Source organism: Pseudomonas sp. FW305-70 (genome assembly GCF_058783925.1).
The window spans coordinates 1-4,363 of record NZ_JBYSYZ010000018.1 but is presented as its reverse complement, the minus strand read 5'-3'; the positions used below and the strand labels follow the sequence as shown (position 1 = coordinate 4,363).

Genomic DNA, 4,363 nt, shown 5'->3' with positions numbered 1-4,363 from the left:
CGCAACCAAACATCAAAAAAGGCTACTCGAAAGAGTGGCCTTTTTTGTATCTGTTGAAAAAGTCCTTTCGCAACAATGATCTGTCACTGTGCAGCAAGCCGTTTGGGGCCCCCCATGCGCCGGGTTCAGACTATGCTCAATCGCAGGCTGAAGCCCTCACGACTGATGTCGCGCCGTCCCCGCCGCCCGGTGACAGGCATTAATATTTGTGATTATTTTTTTCTACAGGGATTGGTAACTTGGCTGGATACCCCCATCCTGTCGCGCACAATCCAAGAGGTGATTGATGCGCGCCAACTCGTCTGATTCACAAGACACTGTCACAGCGACACAACCGATCAAGGCTGAGCGTTTGCACCTGCTTGATCGATTGAGCAAATTCCGCCAACCCATTGGCCTGGCGATCACCCTGCTGTTGTTCGCGATCGCGTTGATTGCCTGTCGCCACCTGCTGAGCGAGCTCGACCTTTACGCGCTGCACGACTCGATCCTCGAAGTTCCGAAACCTGCCTTGATGGGCGCACTGGGCGCAACCGTGGTGGGCTTCATCATTCTGCTCGGCTACGAATGGTCGGCCAGCCGCTATGCCGGGGTGAGCCTGGCACCGCGCGAGTTGGCGCTGGGTGGCTTCACAGCCTTTGCCATCGGCAACGCCATCGGCCTTTCAATGTTGTCGGGCGGCTCGGTGCGCTATCGCCTCTATGCCCGTCATGGCCTGGGAGCGGCTGAAGTCGCCCGCATGACGCTGTTCGCCAGCCTCTCGCTGGGTTGCGCCCTACCGCCGCTGGCCGCCCTGGCGACGCTCAGCGACCTGCCTGCCGCGGCCACCGCCCTGGGACTCTCCGAGACATTGCTTGGCGTAGTGGCGAGCGCCGTGCTCGTGCTGTTTTCGGTGCTGGCCATCGGTATCTACCGTCGCCGGTTGCCGGAACAGCCTTACCCGGACAACCTGCTGGTCAGGATCGGGCGCCGCACCTTGCGCCTTCCAGGAACTCGCCTGACGTTCCTGCAATTGATCATCACCGCCCTGGACGTTGCCGCCGCCGCAACGGTGCTGTATCTGCTGCTGCCGGAAACGCCGCCCTTTGGTGCGTTCCTTCTGGTGTACCTGCTGGCCTTGGCTGCCGGTGTGCTCAGCCACGTGCCGGGCGGTGTCGGGGTGTTCGAGGCGATCTTGCTGGCGGCCTTTTCCGACACCCTGGGTGCTGCGCCACTGGCGGCCGCCCTGCTGCTCTATCGCCTGATCTACGTGGTCCTGCCCTTGCTGGTGGCCTGCCTGCTGTTACTGGTCAACGAAGGTCAGCGCCTGTTCCAGACCCGCCAGACATTGCGCGCGGCCTCGGGCCTGGCGGCGCCGATTCTGGCAGTGCTGGTGTTTCTGTCTGGTGTGGTCCTGCTGTTCTCCGGCGCCACCCCGGAAATCGACACCCGCCTGGAACACATCGGCTTTCTGATCCCCCATCGACTGGTCGACGCTTCGCACCTCGGCGCCAGCCTGGTCGGCGTGCTTTGCCTGTTGCTGGCCCAGGGCCTGCGCCGCCGGTTGTCGGCCGCGTGGATGCTGACCACCATCCTGTTGCTGGTCGGCGCCCTGCTCTCGCTGCTCAAAGGTTTCGACTGGGAAGAAGCCAGCCTGCTGGTGCTGACGGCGAGCCTGCTCGGGGTATTCCGCCGCTCGTTCTACCGCCCCAGCCGCCTGACCGAAGTACCGTTCTCGCCGCTGTACCTGGTGGCAAGCCTGTGCGTGCTCGGGGCGTCGATCTGGTTGCTGCTGTTCGCCTATCAGGACGTTCCGTACAGTCATCAACTCTGGTGGCAATTCACTCTGGACGCCGATGCCCCTCGCGGCCTGCGTTCACTGCTCGGGGCCGCCGTGCTGCTGGTAGTGGTATCGCTGACCTGGTTGCTGCGCACCGCGCGCCCGGTCATTCACCTGCCGACACCCGAGGAGCTGGAGCGCGCCAGCAAGATCCTCATGGCCTCCGCGCAACCCGATGGCGGCCTGGCCCTGACCGGTGACAAGGCGCTGCTGTTCCACCCCAACGACGAGGCGTTCCTGATGTACGCCCGTCGCGGCCGCAGCCTGGTGGCGCTGTATGACCCGATCGGCCCGGGCCAGCAACGAGCGGAAATGATCTGGCAGTTCCGCGACCTGTGCGACATCCACCACGCCCGCCCCGTGTTCTATCAGGTACGCGCGGAAAACCTGCCGTACTACATGGACATCGGCCTGACCGCGATCAAGCTCGGCGAAGAAGCCCGGGTCGATCTCAAGCGTTTTGATCTCGAAGCCAAGGGCAAGGAGATGAAGGACCTGCGCTACACCTGGAACCGTGGCACCCGTGACGGCCTGTCGCTGGAGATCTTCGAACCGGGCCAGGCGCCGATGGATGAACTCAAGGTGATTTCCGATGCCTGGCTGACCGGCAAGAACGTCCGCGAGAAAGGCTTTTCGCTGGGCCGTTTCAGCGATGACTACCTCAAGTATTTCCGCATTGCGGTGATTCGCTTCGAAGGACGCCCGGTGGCGTTCGCCAACTTGCTCGAGACCTACGGCCATGACCTGGCCAGCCTCGACCTGATGCGCGCGCACCCGGACGCGCCGAAGCTGACCATGGAATTCATGATGGTCGGCCTGATTCAACATTATAAAAACCATGGATACGCGCGCTTCAGCCTGGGCATGGTGCCGTTGTCGGGGTTGCAACCCCGTCGCGGCGCGCCATTGACCCAGCGCCTGGGCTCGATGGTATTCCGCCGTGGTGAGCAGCTGTACAACTTCCAGGGTTTGCGCCGCTTCAAAGACAAGTTCCAGCCTGATTGGGAACCCCGTTATATGGCCGTGCCCGCCGGACTCGATCCGCTGGTTGCGCTGGCCGACACTGCCGCCCTGATCGCGGGCGGCTTGACCGGATTGGTGAAACGCTGATGATTCAACGCTCCTTGCGGTATGTTTTGGGCACACTGGTGATAGTGGCCCTGATTCTCGCTGGCGGTTTCTGGTACCTGAAACGCCCGGCACCGGAACCGACCCTCGAATGGCTGACCCCGACCGACGGTGCGGCGATGACCCGTGTCATCCCCGGCACCACGCCACGCGCCCAGGTGCTGGTGGCGGTCAACGAAGACCAGAAACTCAGCGACAAACAATTGATGACCCTGAGCCGCAGTGGCTCGGCGCAGATTGTCCAGGTGATCCTGCCCAAGGACTGCCTGCTGCAAAGTCGCGCCCTGCAATCGGGCCTGAGAGAACTCGAAGGCCCGGCAACCCTGGTCAGCGGCATCGGCCCGGGTGCCGTGCTGGCCTGGCGCTGGTTGTCCGAGCAGAAGAATGACAAGGCCCAGGCCGTCTCGGTCGACCTGGCCCTGGAAAAGGGTGGCTGCACTCACCTGCTGCCCAAAAGCGCTGCCCACGGTCACTGGCTGGTCGCGTGGAACGACAACCCGGACGACACCAGTGCCGGCTTCGTGCGTGATCAACCGAACGCCGAAACCAGCATCAGCGACTACGACATCAACCTGCCGCAAGTACTGAACAACGAACTGCGCAAGATCCTCGTCGGCGGCGACAAAGCCGCTGGCGGCCTGCAGATTCCGGTGGTCGAAGTGCCAGCCGGCCAGGCCAGGGACACCGTGACCCTGTTCCTGTCCGGTGACGGCGGCTGGCGCGACCTCGACCGCGACGTGGCGGGCGAGATGGCCAAGATCGGCTACCCGGTGGTCGGCATCGACACCCTGCGCTACTACTGGCAGCACAAGAGCCCTGAGCAAAGCGCACTGGACCTGACCGAACTGATGCAGCACTACCGGCAGAAATGGGGCACCAAGCGCTTCATCCTGACCGGCTATTCGTTCGGTGCCGACGTACTGCCGGCGATCTACAACCGCCTGGCCGAATCGGAACAGCAGCGCGTCGACGCGATCATCCTGCTGGCCTTCGCCCGCACCGGCAGCTTCGAAATCGAAGTCGAAGGCTGGCTCGGCAACGCCGGCAAGGAAGCCGCCACCGGCCCGGAAATGGCCAAGCTGCCAGCCGCCAAAGTGGTGTGCATCTACGGCGAAGAAGAAACCGACGAGAGTGGCTGCACCGACAAGACCGCGGTGGGCGAAGCCATCAAGCTGCCTGGCGGCCACCACTTCGACGAGAACTACCCGGCGCTGGCCAAGCGTCTGGTGGAGGTGATCGAGAAGCGGCAGGTGAAGGAAACGGCGGCTGCAGAGTGATCTGACAGCCTGCAAAAAGCCCTCGCTACCTTAAGGTTCCGGGGGCTTTCTGATTCTCGAACACCACAGATCCCCTGTGGGAGCGGGCTTGCTCGCGAAGAGGCCGGTACAGGCGCCAGAAGACTTACTGGATGATCAG

General features: G+C 63.0%; 3 protein-coding genes. All 3 read left to right on the top strand.

Features of this window, described 5'->3' with window-relative positions; genetic code table 11:
• Positions 1-203 (top strand): hypothetical protein (locus AC3WN7_RS15455; RefSeq protein WP_492575313.1); only part of this gene is annotated, 203 nt, incomplete at its 5' end.
• Between the two features lie 83 nt (positions 204-286).
• Positions 287-2,929 (top strand): bifunctional lysylphosphatidylglycerol flippase/synthetase MprF, encoded by a 2,643-nt coding sequence (gene mprF, locus AC3WN7_RS15450; RefSeq protein ID WP_102674169.1) that lies wholly within the window; start codon positions 287-289, stop codon positions 2,927-2,929.
• Positions 2,929-4,224, top strand: coding sequence for a virulence factor family protein (locus AC3WN7_RS15445; protein WP_095965062.1), 1,296 nt, complete (start codon positions 2,929-2,931; stop codon positions 4,222-4,224). Before mprF ends, AC3WN7_RS15445 begins: the two co-directional genes overlap by 1 nt.
• The last annotated feature ends 139 nt before the right edge of the window (positions 4,225-4,363 follow it).